The organism is Lachnospiraceae bacterium oral taxon 500 (assembly GCA_002999035.1).
Classification (GTDB): Bacteria; Bacillota; Clostridia; order Lachnospirales; family Vallitaleaceae; genus W11650.
Window position 1 is genome coordinate 1,537,433 of sequence record CP027241.1, and the last position, 15,605, is coordinate 1,553,037.

The following is a 15,605-nucleotide window of genomic DNA, read 5'->3' on the forward strand; positions in this document are numbered from 1 at the left end:
CGACGTCAAAATTTAAGAATAGAAATGAAAAAAAGGAATTAGAGCCGAGTTGTCGAATAATTAAAAAAGGATATAAATCGAGAAAAGAAAACGTAAAAACAGCATAAATAAAGGAAAAAACGGAGAAGGAGGGAAGCTAAAAACAGAAAGTCAAAAAAATATCAGACATAGTAAAACCATACAAAAAATTTAGAATTGAATGTCTTGATTCGGATTATATTACCATTTATAATAAGGGTAGGTTCGTCAAAACCCTTAAAACAGAAGTTTTATAGAAATGGGTTGGTGAAAGATGACGAAATACAAAAGAGCTGATATACAGCCAATTGATTATTCCAGCATGAAGCTGGAGGGACTGTTTAGTTTTGATCGTGAAGTGATTGAAGCACCGACACTGCCGTTGCTGCATCAGGCGGCTCGCTTTCTTTTGATTTTAGAAGGCGAAGGAGTGATCAATATCAACGGCCGGGACTGCCCGCTGACGAAGGGCACTTTGCTGGCCATGATGCCTTGGCATTTTTCTGAGGTGACCAAAGTCGAAAAACCGCTGCAATACTACATTTTAAAGTATAATGTCGATATTGTGAACCGGTTTGTCAAGACGTTGCATGATTTGGATGATAACAGCAATTTTTTGGATCTGCTTTATTCCAAGCATACCATTTCCTGTGATAAATCAGAATTGGAAATATTGAAAAATATTTTTACTTCGATTAAAGAGGAATTAGGTGAGGAATCCGTTTTCACCGAAGGGAAAAAGCGGCCGCTGACAGAAGTTTTTGTCATTTGTAAGATTATTGAGATTATTACTTTGTTTATCCGTAAGTCGGAACAGGATGAAGCGCTCCCGCCCGAGGAAGCTGCCGCCGAGGCGGAAGAAGCGGCCGGTGACGATAAGGCGCTGGTTAATGTCTTTAAATATATTTATTCCCATTTGGGCAGGGGATTAAGCGCTGAAAATGTGGCCAATGTCTTTTTTACCAGCAAATCAACGCTGACCAAATACATTAAAAAGACCACCGGCTTATCCTATGAAAATCTGGTCAATGAGATGAAGATTGGCAAGATTATGGAAATGCTGCTTTATACGGAACTGAGTATTAACGAGATTGCCTTTATTTTGGGCTTTGTCGATCAAGCGCATTTGACCAAGGTATTCAGCCGCCGGATAGGCAAATCGCCCAATAAATACCGGCAGATTTTTGGCAGCAAACTGCTTTTATATAATGAAAATGATATCCGGCTGTTTTATAAGATTTTGGATTATGTCTGTAAAGGGTACAGCGGAGATCTTTCGATTGAGGTAGTCAGCAGCGAGTTTGGTCTGACCAATGCCCAATTAAATGAGATGTTTATTTACCATGTGGAAAAGAGTTTTGCTGATTTTGTCAATTTTATCCGAATCGGCAATGCCTGCAAAATGCTTTTGAATTCGAATAAAAATATTACCAGCATTGCTTTTGAGGTTGGTTACAACAATTCCAAGACCTTTTTGCGCAACTTTAATAAGCTGCGGGGCATGGCTCCGTCCGAGTTCCGGTTAAGCGGAAACTTACAGGAGTTTGATTTATAAAAGTTTGTTTTTGAGTATTAAAAGATTTAAAATTCTTTTGCAATTAATCATGCATCGGTTTTTGAAGTTTTTGATACTTTTTATACAATATTGATTTATCGTAGGAGCAACTGTTAACCAAGACGACAATATTATTTTTATTAGGAGGAAATAATATGAATCAAGTGGTAGATTTGATCACAACCTTTACAAACTGGCTGTGGGGACCGCCTTTACTGATTTTGGTAGTTGGCGGCGGTATTTTACTGACGGTCCGGTTGGGATTTTTTCAGATCAGGTATTTTCCTTACATTATGAAACAGACCTTCGGTAAGATTTTTTCCAAGGCCGAGGGAGAAGGCACACTGACACCATTCCAGGCGGCAACAGCGGCGCTGGCTTCGTCGATTGGTGCGGCCAATATCGTAGTAGTTCCGTCCATTATTTTCGTAGCGGGGCCAGGAGCGGTTTTCTGGATGTGGGTTACAGCGGTGCTGGGTCAGGCTACTAAGTTTTCGGAAATTGTACTGGGCTTAAAATACCGCGAGAAAAATGCGGAAGGCGAATATGTCGGCGGCCCGGCGTACTATATGAAAAAGGGCATCAAGGGTACAATCGGTAAGATTTTAGGCTTTTGTGTTTCTTTCTTCTTTATGATTGAAATATTGCCGTCGATTACCTTGCAGACACTTTCAGCCGCTTCGCCGCTGGAAACTTTGGGCGTCGATAAAAAGATTGCGGTTGGTTTGATTTTGGCTTTGGTGCTGCTGGTTGTTTACGGCGGTATCAGCCGGATCGGTAAGGTTACGGAAAAATTAGTGCCGTTTATGGCTTTGGCTTACTTTGTAGTAGCGCTGATTGTCATTTTGATTAATATCGGCCAGATTCCGAATGTGCTGTATATGATTTTTGCCGGTGCTTTTAACCCGCAGGCAGTGGCTACCGGTATCGTTGGTGCAACGGTTGCCAAAGCCATTCAAAACGGTGTGGCCCGCGGCGTATACTCCAATGAAGCCGGCATGGGTTCGGCTCCGTATGCTCACTCGACAGCGGTAACCGATCATCCTTGCCGCCAGGGGATGTGGGGTATTTTTGAAGTATTTGTTGATACAATTGTAGTTTGTTCTATATCGGCGCTGGTTGTTTTATCCACTGGTGTCTGGACACCGCAGACGACACCGGATTCCGAATTTAAGGCAGTGGCTGTTACCAAGGCAGTCAGCAGTATTTTCGGCAATGTCGGTTCGGTGATTGTATCGATTTGTTTATTCCTGTTTGTTCTTTCCACCATTATCGTCATTGTTTTTTACTGCGAAAAACAAGCGGAATACCTGTTTGGCAGCTTCCTCGGCAAGATCATGCGTTTTGCCGCTACGGCCATGGTAGCAGTGGCTCTGTTTATCAGCTTTGATAATGCCGGCGTATTCTTAGACTTTACTTTGGGTCTGGTGGTTGTGCCGAATATGATCGCTTTGATCTTATTGAGCGGTGAAGTGGTCAAACTGAAAGAGGAATTCTTTAACACCCCCGGTAAATATTATCTGAAAGATATTGATAAGAACGCCGGTAAAAAATAATGAGGCAAGAGGTTTTTTGGCAGACAAAAGCAAGGCTTGCTTAAAAACGCTAAAAAATCAGGATTAACGATGCCAACCAAAAATACCTTCTTAGCGGGCTAAAAGCAGTTGTCTGTTCGGAAGGTATTTTTTGAACAGCGGCATTTGAGGAAAGGATTTAAAAACAGGAATGGATAAGAATGACAATAAGGTAAGAACCAAAAAAGAAATCAGTCTCGAAGCAGTTGTCTTTTTAGTCGGATTTTTGGCCTTTTTTATTGCGGTCGGCCGCATTATGGGCGGAACCAATATGCTGAAAACGATGATGGCTACTTCCTATGACCTGCTGATGAACGTGTGCTTTTATTTAATGGGCGTAGCGGTTCTGGCCGGCGGGATTTCCGGCGTGTTTTCCGAATTTGGTGTCATTGCCTTAATCAATAAAGGATTATCGGTTGTAATGAAACCGATCTATGATCTGCCCGGTGCCAGTTCACTGGGAATGCTGAATTGCTTTATGTCGGATAACCCCGCGATTTTAACGCTGGCGCATGACGACAACTTTCGTCAGTATTTCAAAAAATATCAGCTGCCGGCGCTGACCAACTTAGGTACGGCCTTCGGCATGGGACTGATTATTACCACTACGATGATGGGCTTTCCAGTCGAGGGCGCGATTAAAGCGTCACTGATCGGTGTTTTAGGTGCGGTTGTAGGCAGTGTTATTTCGGTTCGGCTGATGATCTTAAAAACCAGAAAATATTATGGTACAACGGAACGGGTAGAGGCCAAAAGTATTACTACGATTCCGGCCGGACAGCGGAAAATCCGGGACGGATCCGTTGGCTCCCGCTTTATTCAGTCCTTGCTGGAAGGTGCCAAGATCGGCGTGGATATGGGATTATCCATTATTCCCGGTGTGCTGCTGATTTGTACGGTTGTGATCATGCTGACTAACGGTGTCGGCGATGCCGGTGTTTATAACGGTTCTGCTCGTCAGGGCATAGAGATTCTGCCCAAGATTGGATCGTATCTCAGCTTTGTTGTAAAACCGCTGTTCGGTTTTAGTACGCCGGAAGCGATTGCCGTACCGATTACGGCGCTGGGTAGTGCCGGAGCGGCAATTGGGATTGTCAATGAGATGGCAATCAGCGGTAAAGTGACGGCTAATGATATTGCTGTCTTTACTTCGATTTGTATGTGCTGGAGCGGCTATTTGTCAACGCATATTGCCATGATGGACGCGCTTGATACTAAGGAAATGACCGGCAACGCCATTTTGTCCCATACCATTGGCGGCCTGGGAGCCGGTGTAGCGGCTCATCTGCTGTGGATGCTGCTGGGTTAAAGAAGATTATTCAGGCAGGCAGAAAGCCTGCTTGCCTGAATAGTAACATATAAAGAGGAAATACATGGATAAGTCAAAATATTCACAGGCGGCGCTTGATGTGATTAAGGAAGCGCATCAGTCGGCGATCAAAAATCAAAATGCGGAAGTGACGGACCTCCATTTGATGCAGGCGATTTTGCGTCAGCCCGATACCGAGATTGTTCGGGTGCTGACGGAAATGGGTGTGATCACCAAGGCGCTTTCGCTGGATTTAGAAGAAGCGATCGGCCGAATCCGGTCGGCTAAGGGGATTACCAGTCTTTATGTCAGCCGCTCATACCAAAGAGCGCTGCTGATTGCCGAAGAGATTTGCCGTAACTTGTACGAGTCTTTGGTAACGGTGACTCATCTTTTTTTGGCTCTGCTGCGGGAAGAGGATATGGCGGCGGCAAAGCTGGCCGGAGTTCACGGCTTAAGCTATGATGCTTTGCGCAAAGAATTAGTTCGCCGCTGGAGCAGCGCGTTTGCCAATGGGATTTCCGAGGAATCTCTGAAGACTTTGGCTAAGTACGGACGCAACTTAAATCAGGAAGCGCAGGCCGGTAAGCTGGATGAAGTGGTCGGCCGGGAGGAGGAAACCACTTCGGCGATTCGGGTTTTGTCGCGCCGGATTAAAAACAATCCGGTACTGATCGGTGAACCGGGGGTAGGCAAAACGGCGATTGTCGAGGGGATTGTCCAGCGGATTGTGAAGGGTGATGTCCCCGATCCGCTGAAAGATAAGCTGGTCTTTGCGCTCGACATGACGGCGGTGATTGCCGGCGCTAAGTTCCGCGGCGATTTTGAGGAAAGACTGAAGCAGATTTTAGAAACAATTAAGAACTCTAACGGCCGGATTATTTTGTTTATTGACGAACTGCATAATATTATCGGTTCGGGCAATACCTCCGGTACGATGGATACTTCCAATATTTTAAAGCCGATGTTAGCCCGGGGGGAACTCCTTCTGATCGGAGCAACCACCATTGAGGAATACCGGCTGCATATTGAAAAAGACGGAGCGCTTGACCGGCGCTTTCAAAAAATACTGGTTGAGGAGCCGTCGGAGGAAGCGGCGATTTCGATTTTGCGGGCTTTGAAAACCCGGTATGAGCATCATCATACCGTCCGGATCAGTGACCCGGCGATTATTGAAGCGGTGCGGTTAGCTAAGCGCTATCTGACCGAACGGCGGCTTCCCGATACGGCGATTGATGTGATTGACGAAGCCTCGGCGCTGGTGCGGATGTACCGCGATGAAAGGCCGGCGGCGCTGGAAGAAACGCATCGCAGCCTAGTGCAGCTGGAAACAGAGCGGATTTTACTGGCTAAGGAACAGGACAAGGTTTCAAAGTATCGTCTGGCTGAGCTGGAAGAAAAGATTGTCGCTTTGACAGCCGAGTTTAACCGGATGGAAAAGGCCTATCAGGCCGAAAAAAGCCGGCAGACGGAAATGGCTCGGTGCCGGCGCGATCAGGAGCTTTTGCAGCTGCAAATGGAAGAGGCCAAAGCCGAGCATCGCTTTGCTGATTTGGCGGAGCTTTTGCCGGTACTGGAGAAAACACAGGCTGCTTTGACGCGGCTGGAGGAAGCGGGCGAGGCTTTTCCGCTGCCGTCCGAGGTGGGCGTTGAAGAGGTCAGGGAAATTGTATCCAAGTTATCCGGCAGCCCGAAACAGCGGCTGGAAAGCGATCAGCTGGCACATATCGCTGAAATTCGGGAAAGTATGCGCCGGAAGATGATAGGCGGCGACGAAGCGATAGAAGGGATTATCAATGCCTATATCCGGGCGCAGTCCGGTCTTCTGCCGCGACAAAAGCCAATGGGCAGCTTTATTTTGTGCGGGCCGTCCGGCACCGGCAAATCCTATCTGACCAAATTGACGGCAGATTACTTATTTGACGGGGAAAGAAGCCTGATTACCCTGGATATGAGTGAATATACCGATAAATCCTCAGTCACCAAGCTGATTGGTGCACCGCCCGGCTATGTTGGCCATGAGCAGGGCGGAAATCTGACCGAAGCGGTTCGAACCAAGCCCTACAGCGTGATTGTCTTTGACCATGCCGAACGGGCGCAGCGGGAAGTGCAGGGTATTATCCGCCAGATTATGGCGGCCGGCGTGTTGAACGATAACCGGGGCCGGCGGATTGATTTTAAAAATACCATGATTTTTTTAACGACAGAGCCATCTGCCGAAAGCGACGGCGGCCGGATATCGCTGCCGAATGACCTGGTGCAGGCCGCAGACAGCGAGTATACACTGAACGCTTTTGACCTGCCCAAGCTGAAAGAGCTGGCTGAACTCCGGCTTCGGCAGTTGGCGGAGGGGCTGGCGGCCGGGCATATCCGGCTGGAATGGGAGGAAACATTACCCGGCTTTTTAGCGGAACGGGTCTATGCGCAGGGCATGGGTGCGGGACTGCTGAACAGGATGATAGAAAAGGAAATTATTACACTTCTTTCCATGAAGAGTTTTGCCGGCGGGCTGACCGCTTTTGCAACGGTGCGGCTGGCGAAGGACGAGCAGGGCAATATTACAGTGGAAAGTTGAGTTGATAATGAAAAGTAAACCCAAAATGACGAAAGGGAGGTTGAATATGGGATTTCAGTTACCAGAGTTTGAATACCCGGATTTTTCCGAGAAAAGGTATGCTGACGCGGCGGAGGTTCGCGTAGCGACAGTGGAGATGGATGGCGTGGCGCCGGAGGATTTTTATCTGACCTCGCATATGCCGACTTTTTACAAGTTAAACGGTAAATGGTTTTTGCCGAAGCACAATTCGCTGAACTGCGTGGCGATCAAATCCGGTGAGGAGATTGAGGTTGTTGAACTTCGTGATTTGAAAAAAGGGCAGGAGGTAGTGCTGGGTCAGAAAACGGACGGCAGCGAAGGAATTTTAGTTTACCGCGAGGGTTTTCCGGCTTGGGTATACTCGGAATCAGGTAAGGCAGTAGAAACCTCTTTTTCTGAGGATTATGATTTCCTGTTCCAGCTGATGGAATATGAAAAAGAGCATAACGGTAAAATCGTCTGGGTATTGGGACCGTCGGTGGTGTTTGACTACGATACCCGGGTGGCGCTGAATCGTCTTGCGGAAAACGGTTATATCAACTGTTTGCTGGCCGGCAATGCAATGTGTACGCATGACCTAGAGGGCGGTTTTTTGCGGACGGCTTTGGGGCAAAATATTTATACTCAGGAAAATGTGCCGATGGGCCATTACAACCATTTGGATCTGTTAAATGAAGTGCGGACAATCGGTTCGATTAAGGACTTTATTGCTTCGGGTAATGTCAAGGACGGCATCATTAAAACTTTGTCGGATATGGATATCCCCTTTGTGCTGTCCGGCTCGATCCGTGATGACGGACCGCTGCCTGAGGTTTATAAAGAAGTTACAGCAGCATTGACTGCTACTAAGGAGAAGCTGAATGAAGCCACCTTGATTATCGGACTGGCTACCATGCTGCACAATCTGTCGGCAGCGAATATGGCATCCGGTTACCGGGTACGCGAGGACGGACGGGTAACGCCGGTTTACATGTATGTAATTGACGTAACGGAAAACGTAGCCAATAAAGTTGGCGCTGCCAGAGAAAATATGGCTTTCGTCCCGATGATTACCAATGTTCAGGATTTTGTGGTCAACTGCGAAAAAGCTTTGGTTAAACCGGCCGATAAGAATCTGACGGCGGCCATGGAACTGCCGGAAATGGAATATGCCGGTTTGGATAAAAAAGAAGAAGCAAGGAAAGGAGAGATGGGACGATGAACTTTGAAATGCCGAAATATCATCATCCTGATTTTACGCAGGAGTTTTTGCAAAAGGCGCCGAATGTCACCTTGGAAGCGGTGGAAAGAGACGGGATCAGTCCCCGAAACTATCACGCCCTGTCGGTTTTCCCGGAATATTTTAAAATTAACGGTAAATGGGTTTTGGCGGAGCAGTCGCGGATGGATACGGTCTGCGTGGCGGTTGACACCCCCGGGCGGGAAAGAGTCGATATTGTTGAGTTCCGGAATTTGAAGAAGGGCGATAAGGTCGTTATCGGCCGGACTGAGGATGCCTCGGAAGGAATTTATGTCTGGACGCAGGGCTTTTTGGCGGCGGATGCCGAAGCCGATACCTTTGCTTTCCGCTCCGGCCGGTCGCGGGAAACTGCTTTTTCAGTCGATTATGATACGCTTTATGATGTGCTCCGCTACGAAAAGGCGCATAACGGTTATGTTACTCTGATTGTCGGTTCGGCGCTGGCGCTCGATCGGGATTCTCGGGCGGCGTTGGAGCGGCTGATTCGTGAGGGCTATGTCCAGGCGATTTTCTGTGGTACGGAAACAGCTGCCTTTGATCTGGAGCGCGGTATCTTTGGTACGACCTGGGGACAGAGAAACTTTACCAAAGAGCAAAACACGACCAGAAATATGTATGCCGCCATTAATTTGGCCAGAAAATACGGCTCAACCAAAGCGTTGGTCGAGTCGGGACAGGTGAAGGACGGCTTTATCAAGGCCTGTGTCGAAAAGAACGTTCCCTTTGTTCTGTCCGGTACGATTCGCGACCGTTTTGGCTTGCCGGAAACGATTGATAATGTGTATGAGGCGCAAAATATCATGCGCAGTCATGCCCGCAAGACTTCAACCATCATTATGATGGGCGCAATCCTGTTTACGATTGCCACCGGCAACATGACCCCGTCTTATAATGTGTTTGATGGCGTAGTCCGGCCGGTATATATGTACACGATTGATATTCAGGAGTTTGCCGTCAATAAGCTGTCCGACCGCGGTACCTTGACCGCCGTGTCGATGGTCACTAACGCCCAGGACTTCATCCGCAATGTTGACCGGGCGCTGAACGGGTAAGAAATAAATAAAAAGAAATAAAAAAGGCGGCGGCAGGCGATGGAATAATCGCTTACCGCTGCTTTTTGCTTTTCATTTGATTTAAGTTTTACTTTACAATACCTCGTGTGAAATGCCATATCTTTCTATCGCAATGGCACGTGCCTCAGATAGTGTTCTTGCTTCAATGTGTACAATTGTTTTTTTGCCGGTTTGTCTATCTTTAAGCGTAAAAGTAAATTTAGTCATTATCCCACCTCCTTTCATAATTTATTTTTATTGACAATACCATTATATATATATATATATATAATGTCAATGCTTTTTATAAATTATCATAATTATTGAGGCATTACTTATTGTTGAATTTCTCGCTAAGTAAGATATAATATTGCGTAATAAAAGCGTGAGTGCAGGCTGGAGGAAAAAATGTGAAGCACGCTGGTGTGCGAAAGCGCTTGCCAAACAGGCTATATGAGCGATGATGCGGAGAGAAAATCCGCAAGGATTTTCTCGCACTCATGCTCGATTTATGATATCATAAACATACTGGCAAAAATGCGGCAATAATATCTTATACTAACACGAACAGGAACGTACCGCGACTTGTTTTAGAAAATTTTTCTGTTTTATTTTATAAATGTATGATATAATCATTAATATGGCAAGTTCGCCGGAGAAAAAAGGTGAGATATCTTGCTCGGGCTGCCGGTTTAGGAGCAAAGGCAAGGTTTTTATTATGGCGGCGTTTCTGTGCCGGGAAAATTGCAAAACAGGAGAAGAAAATGGTAAATGAAAACAAAGTCAAACTGATGACAGAACTGGCCTCTTATTTGGAAGGCAAGGGCAGGAGCGATTTAAAAGTCATGCGCCGCTTTAAGCTTGATTATGTTTCGCTCAACAGCTTCCGGGTGATGCTGCTGGCGACGCTGGGTCTGCTGATTATTTTTGGCTTGGACGTGCTGAATAAGTTTTTAAGCAATATTGAAAATATTTCTGAGTTTGATTTTATCGGTCAGGGAACGGTCTATCTGACCTTATGGGTGCTGGCGATGCTGTTTTACGCGATTATCGGCGGCCGGATTTACCGGCGGCGCTACGCCGAAGCCAAACAAAGAGCGGATCGGTATGAAAGTCTGTTAAACCGTCTGGATGAAGAAAACTTGAAATAGTATTGGGGGAAAGAATGATTAAACTGTATGAGATAAAGGAACTGCTTACAAATATTTATAAACGATATGAAAAGTTTATATTGCCGGTTGTCCGCTTTGTATTGGCCTATATTATCGTGGCCAGCCTGAATGGATTTTTCGGTTATGCCGCTGTGCTGAATAAGACGTCAATTCGCTTTGGTTCGGCTCTCATGGCGGCGTTTTTGCCGGGCAGCTGGTTTTTGCTGCTGCTGGGACTGATGGTGCTGTTTCAGGTCTTTTCGGTGTCGCTGGAAGCGGCGGCGGTATTATTTGTCATCATGGCGGCGGTTTATCTGCTGTTTATGCCGATGATTACCGAATACAGCTGGATTGTTATTTTGACGCCGCTCTTGCTCCACTGGAACCTGGGATATTTAATGCCCCTGATTTTAGGACTGGTATTTACGCCGCTGACTTTGATCCCGATGTCGGTGGGCATCGGCGTATATCGTTTTGCCAGTTATTTGGGCGGAATTTTACAGGTCAGCGCATCACCGGGCAAGACCTCTTTGTTTGACGCCCCGGAAAACCTCTTGGGCATGTATAATCAGCTGATTTCGGTCATGACTGCCGATAAGGTCACGGTTTTACTCGTTTTGGTATTTTCCGCCGCGCTGCTGGTGGTTCATTATATCACCAAAGTAGAAATGGATTATGCCCATTATATTGCCATTGGCGTAGGTGCGGTTTTTCAAATGCTGACGTTGATTGTCGGCAATATTTTATGGAAAGGGTATTTAAATGTCGGCGGTATTATCATCGGCTTGCTGTTTTCGGTCTTTTTTGCTGCCCTCTTTCAGTTTATGCGCTTCCGGCTGGATTATCAGCAGGCGCAGCGCCTGCAGTTTGAGGATGATCACTATTATTACTATGTAAAAGCAATCCCCAAGGTTAAAGTGGCCAAAGCCGCCAAAGAAATTAAGAGAATTAAATGAGCAACTTTCCGATGTGCGACAGAACAGTCTTTTTTAGAAATGATATCCGTGTCAAAGAGTTTTGACACCCACAGTGACAAACGGAAACGTTAAGAATACAGGAGAAAAAAATTGAGAAATTGGGTAGAAATCTGGACAAACTTAAAAACGATTCTGTCTCAGCTTCCGTCCATTCAAGTCAAAGATGGAATCGAAATCTTAATCATTGCGTATTTGATTTATCAAATCATGCAATGGTTCTGGGGAACAAAGGCATGGACTTTGTTTAAGGGCATCCTGATTCTGCTTGCTATTTTTGCGTTTGCCTCGCTCATGGAATTCAACACTATTTTATGGATTTTTGCTAATACCATTAATGTTGGTATTATTGCCGTGTTTATTGTTTTTCAGCCGGAACTGCGGCGGGCGCTGGAGCAGCTGGGGCGCAGCAATTTTTTCGGTAAGCTCTTAAATTTGGAGGAAGTCCGCCGGACAGGCGATGATTTAAATGAGGAACAAATCAATGACATCGTACAGGCAGCCGAGGAAATGGGCAAGGTCAAAACCGGTGCTTTAATTGTGCTGGAACAGACCGAGTCGCTCAGCGAGTATATCCGCTCCGGTATTCCGCTGGACGCGGTGGTATCCAAAGAATTGCTGATTAATATTTTTGAGCATAATACTCCCCTGCACGACGGCGCGGTCATTGTCCGGGGCGGCCGGATTGCGGCGGCGACCTGTTATCTGCCGCTGTCAGACAATTTGTCCATCAGCAAAGAGCTGGGCACCCGGCACCGGGCGGGACTGGGCCTTAGCGAAGCGGCGGACGCAATGGTGATTATTGTGTCCGAGGAAACCGGCAAGATTTCTATGGCGGTCGGCGGCAATCTGGTCCGGTCGGTAGACTCGCAGTATTTGAAGAATAAGCTGATCGGGTTATTCGGCAAAAAGCCGGAAGAGAAGAAGTATTTTTTGTGGAAAGGATTTGGAAAAAATGACGATAAAAAGGCTAACCAATAATTTGGGATGGAAAATTTTATCGCTTTTCTTAGCCTGTCTGCTGTGGCTGGCGGTTATTAATATTGAAGATCCGCAGGTGACAACCACGATTCGTGGGATTGCCGTAGAAAAGCAAAACGAGGATGCAATTACCTCGCAAAAACAGGCGATTCAGTATGTGGCCGGCAATACCGTTGATGTCAAAGTCAAAGGCCGGCGGTCGGTTGTCTATAAATTAACTTCTAATAACGTTAAGGCCTATGTTGATATGCGCAACCTGTCGATTACCGATGCGGTCGATATTCAAATAGAACTGCCGAATGACGTGGAACTCATTTCCAAAACGCCGTCTTCGGTTTCGGTTTACCGGGAAAAAATTATTGTTAAGCAAATAGAAGTTCAGTATCAGAAAAGCGGAGAAGTCAAAGCCGGCTTTGTGGATTTGAATCCGACCATCACGCCGAATGTGATTGAACTGGAAGCGGCGGAGTCGACGATTTACAAAATTGAAAAAGTAGTGGCACCAGTTAATATTGACGGGATTTCCGGTGATTTTACCATCAGTGTGACGCCGCAGATTTATGATTATGCCGGTTCGCTGGTAACGGACGTGGATATGTCGGTTCAGCAGGTACAGGTTAAAGTGCCGGTCGAAAAAACTAAAATTTTGCCGGTTTCCTTTACGCCGGCTGATGCGGTGGGAGAAAATTATGCATATTTGGGCGTTACTTTAAGCCAAACCAGTGTGGCGGTTCGGGGTAAGCCCGCACTGATTGACGATTTGCAGGAGCTGTCGATTGACTATATTTCGATTGCCGGGATGACCGAAAAGCAAACCGTAACCGTCAATCTGGCCAAGCTTTTGCCGGATGGGGTCAGCTTAAATCAGGACAATTCGACGCTCGATGCAGAAATCGAGATTGAACCGATTGTGACGCAGGAGTTTAGCTTTGCCCCGACGGAAGTTGAAGTTCGGAGCTTGCCGGAAAATAAAGAATGGCTTGTCCTAAGTGAAAATCCGGTTAAAGTCAGGTACCGGGGGATAGAATCAAAGATCAAGTTGCTTACCAAGGACAGCTTGCAGCCTCATATTTCGGTGGAGGGCTTAAGTAACGGAATTCATGCCGTGATGGTGCAGTGGCAGGATCCGGATGAACTGGAACGGATTTCGGCTGATGACCGGCTGACAGTTGAAATTTTTGATAAAGAAGCGGAAAAAACGGTAGAAACCAGTCCGGCCAATAACCGCTGATTTAAGCGGCCATTATCTGCCGGTTGAAAAGCGGCGACGGCTTTGCCTTGTTGCCGTGCTGTTATGACTGAAATAAATGTTGCGCCGGAGAGCAGCAGTTGGCAGCTGCCGAGCGGGCGACAGAGAAAAGGAATGGAAGAGAGGAAAAAATGGAAGAAAATATTTTGGCGACAGTCGGCGACCGGGAGATAACCCGGGATATGATGTTAAATATTATGCGCAGCATGCCCCAGGAAGAACGGGATTTTGTTGCCGGCGAAGCGGGACGGAAGCTCCTGCTGGATGAGATGATTGCGGCCGAACTCCTTTATTTGGATGCGGCGGCGCATCACTGGGAAGAAGAAAAGGATTTTATGAAACTCTTGGCCGAGGCCAAGAAGGGACTGATGCAAAGGTATGCAGTCGGTAAATTATTTGACACGATTCAGATTTCGGATGATGAGATTAAAGCCTATTACGATGCTCATTCGGCTGAGTTTAAGCAAGAGGAAAAGATGTCGGCCAAACATATTTTAGTAGACAGCCTGGAAGCGGCGGAAAAAATCAGCGCTGAGATCAAAGCCGGGAAAGCCTTTGAAGATGCAGCCAGAGAGTATTCCAGCTGCCCGTCCAAGTCCAGAGGCGGCGACCTCGGTACTTTCAGCCGGGGAAAAATGGTCAAAGAGTTTGAGGACGCAGCTTTTGCACTGACGCAGGGCATGGTCAGCGCCCCGGTCAAAACTCAGTTTGGCTATCACCTGATTAAGGCTGGAGAGATGACACCGGCGGAAGCAGCGGATTTGGAAGCGGTTAAAGATCAGATCAGAAAGCGCCTTTTTCAAGCCAAGCAAAAGGAAGTTTACGCCAAAAGGCTGGAAGAATTAAAGGAAAGCTATCCGGTTCAAATCAATCTGGCAGCTTTAAAATAAGCGCGCAAGCATAAATGAATGCGACCGCGAAGCGGGCATATTCATTTTGCCGCGCTTCCCGGCAGACGGGGGCACGAAGTGCCGCGGGTATTTATGTAAAGTTGAGATAAGAAAGGGCGGATATGACAGTGAGCAGACAAACAGCAGCGCCGCAGATTTTAAAAAATCAGACGCTGAAAGAATATACAACTTTTCGGATTGGCGGTCCGGCCGATTTTTGGGCGGAACCGAAAACACCGGCAGAATTAAGAGCTTTGCTGGAAATATGCCGAGAGCGCTCGCTCCCTTATTTTATTTTGGGTCAGGGTTCCAATGTGTTGTTTACCGATAAGGGCTATCGCGGTATGGTTATATTTTTGGGCCAGCATTTTGGCCGAATCAGCCGGGAAGAGGAAACAATTCGAGTCGGAGCCGGAGTGCGCTTAAAAGATGCGGCTCAGTATGCGCTGGCGGAAGGTCTGGATGGCTTGGTTTTTGCCTGCGGGATTCCGGGCAGTATCGGCGGAGCGGTGTTTATGAATGCCGGTGCTTATGACGGCGAAATGAAGCAGGTAGTGGCTGAAGTCACGGTTATGGATAGGCAGGGCAATATTCACTGTTACTCAGGTGAAGAAATGGACTTTGGCTATCGCCGCAGCCGGATTCAGGAAAGCGGCGAGATTATTTTGGAGGCTTTGTTGCAACTTAAGCCGGGCGACCGGCAGGCAATGGCTGAAAAAACAGCGGAGCTGACCCGGCGGCGGGAGGAAAAACAACCTTTGGAGCTGGCCAGCGCCGGTTCCACTTTTAAACGGCCGGAGGGTTATTTTGCCGGCAAGCTGATTATGGATGCGGGACTGGCCGGGTATACCTGCGGTGATGCGGCGGTCAGCACCAAACATTGCGGCTTTGTAGTTAACCGGGGAAATGCCAGCTTTGCCGATGTGATGAATGTGATTGGGCATGTGCAAAAAACAGTGGAAGAAAAGTTTGGAGTCAGGCTGCAGCCGGAAGTGAGAATTGTAGGCGAAAGATAG

12 protein-coding genes are annotated in these 15,605 nt (G+C 47.0%); all 12 read left to right on the forward strand.

Annotated elements, in window-relative coordinates; genetic code table 11:
- Window positions 1-292: 292 nt before the first annotated feature.
- The 12 genes from C3V36_06990 (at window position 293) to C3V36_07045 (ending at window position 15,605) form a co-directional block, all read left to right on the forward strand.
- The gene (locus C3V36_06990) at window positions 293-1,573 is read left to right on the forward strand and encodes an AraC family transcriptional regulator (protein AVM69006.1); all 1,281 of its coding nucleotides are present in this window, start codon (window positions 293-295) and stop codon (window positions 1,571-1,573) included.
- Between the two features lie 155 nt (window positions 1,574-1,728).
- A complete protein-coding gene (locus tag C3V36_06995) occupies window positions 1,729-3,129 on the forward strand; it encodes a sodium:alanine symporter family protein (protein ID AVM69007.1) in 1,401 nt (466 codons plus the stop codon).
- Window positions 3,130-3,298: 169 nt separating this feature from the next.
- Complete coding sequence (locus C3V36_07000; protein ID AVM69008.1) at window positions 3,299-4,456, forward strand: hypothetical protein; 1,158 nt, start codon at window positions 3,299-3,301, stop codon at window positions 4,454-4,456.
- A 64-nt stretch (window positions 4,457-4,520) separates the two neighbouring features.
- Window positions 4,521-7,031 carry an ATP-binding protein gene (locus C3V36_07005; GenBank protein ID AVM69009.1) on the forward strand — a complete coding sequence of 837 codons (2,511 nt, stop codon included), beginning with the start codon at window positions 4,521-4,523 and terminating at the stop codon, window positions 7,029-7,031.
- A 46-nt stretch (window positions 7,032-7,077) separates the two neighbouring features.
- The gene (locus tag C3V36_07010) at window positions 7,078-8,253 is read left to right on the forward strand and encodes a hypothetical protein (GenBank protein ID AVM69010.1); all 1,176 of its coding nucleotides are present in this window, start codon (window positions 7,078-7,080) and stop codon (window positions 8,251-8,253) included.
- The gene (locus C3V36_07015) at window positions 8,250-9,344 is read left to right on the forward strand and encodes a hypothetical protein (protein AVM69011.1); all 1,095 of its coding nucleotides are present in this window, start codon (window positions 8,250-8,252) and stop codon (window positions 9,342-9,344) included. Before C3V36_07010 ends, C3V36_07015 begins: the two co-directional genes overlap by 4 nt.
- Before the next feature lie 764 nt (window positions 9,345-10,108).
- Complete coding sequence (locus C3V36_07020; GenBank protein ID AVM69012.1) at window positions 10,109-10,495, forward strand: hypothetical protein; 387 nt, start codon at window positions 10,109-10,111, stop codon at window positions 10,493-10,495.
- Between the two features lie 14 nt (window positions 10,496-10,509).
- Window positions 10,510-11,451 (forward strand): hypothetical protein, encoded by a 942-nt coding sequence (locus C3V36_07025; GenBank protein AVM69013.1) that lies wholly within the window; start codon window positions 10,510-10,512, stop codon window positions 11,449-11,451.
- Window positions 11,452-11,562: 111 nt separating this feature from the next.
- Window positions 11,563-12,450, forward strand: a complete 888-nt coding sequence (locus C3V36_07030) for a TIGR00159 family protein (protein AVM69014.1) — start codon at window positions 11,563-11,565, stop codon at window positions 12,448-12,450.
- Window positions 12,416-13,681, forward strand: coding sequence for a hypothetical protein (locus C3V36_07035; GenBank protein ID AVM69015.1), 1,266 nt, complete (start codon window positions 12,416-12,418; stop codon window positions 13,679-13,681). Before C3V36_07030 ends, C3V36_07035 begins: the two co-directional genes overlap by 35 nt.
- 98 nt (window positions 13,682-13,779) lie before the next feature.
- Window positions 13,780-14,589, forward strand: a complete 810-nt coding sequence (locus C3V36_07040; GenBank protein AVM69016.1) for a peptidylprolyl isomerase — start codon at window positions 13,780-13,782, stop codon at window positions 14,587-14,589.
- 122 nt (window positions 14,590-14,711) lie between these two features.
- Window positions 14,712-15,605: a UDP-N-acetylenolpyruvoylglucosamine reductase gene (locus tag C3V36_07045; GenBank protein ID AVM69017.1), complete on the forward strand. Its 894-nt coding sequence runs from the start codon at window positions 14,712-14,714 to the stop codon at window positions 15,603-15,605.